The organism is Bathymodiolus azoricus thioautotrophic gill symbiont, assembly GCF_001298715.1.
Lineage (GTDB): Bacteria > Pseudomonadota > Gammaproteobacteria > PS1 > Pseudothioglobaceae > Thiodubiliella.
The window spans coordinates 1-1,323 of record NZ_CDSC02000307.1 but is presented as its reverse complement, the minus strand read 5'-3'; the positions used below and the strand labels follow the sequence as shown (position 1 = coordinate 1,323).

Genomic DNA, 1,323 nt, shown 5'->3' with positions numbered 1-1,323 from the left:
TGAATGTATTTTGAAACACCCTCTTGAGAGAGTGAACAATTTTTTGTTTTTATCTTATTAAACAAATGTTTTATCTTTTCGGTTTATCTTTTCGGTTTATATATGTACCTATTGACAGCGTTAACATAACAATAAACAAAAAAATACTTAACATGATGTCTAAGTTAGTCATTATTTTCCTCCTTTAGATGAATACAAAGATGCAGCCACAACAACTATTATACCAATTACCAACAACTTGAAAGATAGAAATAACTTTGCTTCTTCAATGATTATAGTAACTAACGCCACTGTAATCAATGTCGATCCAATAGTTCCAAAGCTCTTGTTTAGTTCACCAATAAAACGTTTCCACATTATTGCAAACTCCAAACTTTATTATCCTTGTCCCAAAAATAGCCTTGGTTTTTCAATTCAGCTTTACGCTCTTGAAAATCTTCAGCTTCTGGATCAAGAGTTACCCTTTGTACCATTTCTCCAGTTTGGTCAACTTTAGCATCTGCTTCAGTTTCAACTACTTGTTTAGTAGCATCCGCTTTTACAGGTGCGTCCTTTTGAAAAATCACTTCATCGCCAATTCTAACATAGGCAATGCTGGTGCAGCGACCGTCAATATAGACGACATCTTTGCCAGTGTGCTTGTTCATGTAACTTTTAGCAATCGTATCACTAATGTTTAAAGTGATTGAGATTGTTGCAGCTTCTTTGCCTCTCTTAGCACCCCATAATTTCTTATTGGCTACTAATTGAGCATTAACCTTATCGGCGATTTGTGCAATCACTTCCTTGGCCTGAACACCATTAATTCTAACGCTATGTGGTGCAGTTAAAGGCTCTTTAGAGTTACCTCGTCGAGCGTTAAACTTTACAGCATAATAGTCGCTCCCTTTGCTTTCTACAAGCGTCAGTGAATTTAAAAAACCAGTCTCAGCATGAGCTGAAGAGAAGTATTTAATTTCTTTTGTGTTGTTTTCTTTTTGAATAGACATAACAGTCTCCTTTTTTATAAATGGCATAATTGCCGAAAAACGGAGACAGATCACCCCCATACGGAGAATAAATCTGTCTCCGCATGGAAAATGACACACAATCAATTACAGATGTAACTGACAATATGTCAAGTATTAGATAATTTTTATTATCTAAATTCTTTTGAAATAGGAGAGTTGAGAAAATAGCACACGAGGTGGTCATTAATAACTCTAGTTGGAAAGTTGGGGAGGATTGTTTTTAAAAAAACACCAACTTTATAGACAACTGAAAAAACTAGTTAACACTCATCATGTTAATAGCTTGTTAGAGACTGCTTCATAAAACAGGCTG

The 1,323-nt window shown here is 35.0% G+C and carries 1 protein-coding gene; it reads right to left on the bottom strand.

Annotated features, from left to right (window positions below; genetic code table 11):
• Positions 1 to 356: 356 nt before the first annotated feature.
• Entirely contained in the window at positions 357 to 989 is a 633-nt protein-coding gene (locus tag BAZSYMA_RS05935; protein ID WP_195910127.1) for a DUF3577 domain-containing protein, read from the bottom strand.
• Positions 990 to 1,323: the final 334 nt, after the last annotated feature.

Bases quoted from the DNA above. Each gene is read 5' to 3' on its own strand.
- BAZSYMA_RS05935 (WP_195910127.1), bottom strand. From the start codon at position 989: ATGTCTATTCAAAAAGAAAACAACACAAAAGAAATTAAATACTTCTCT.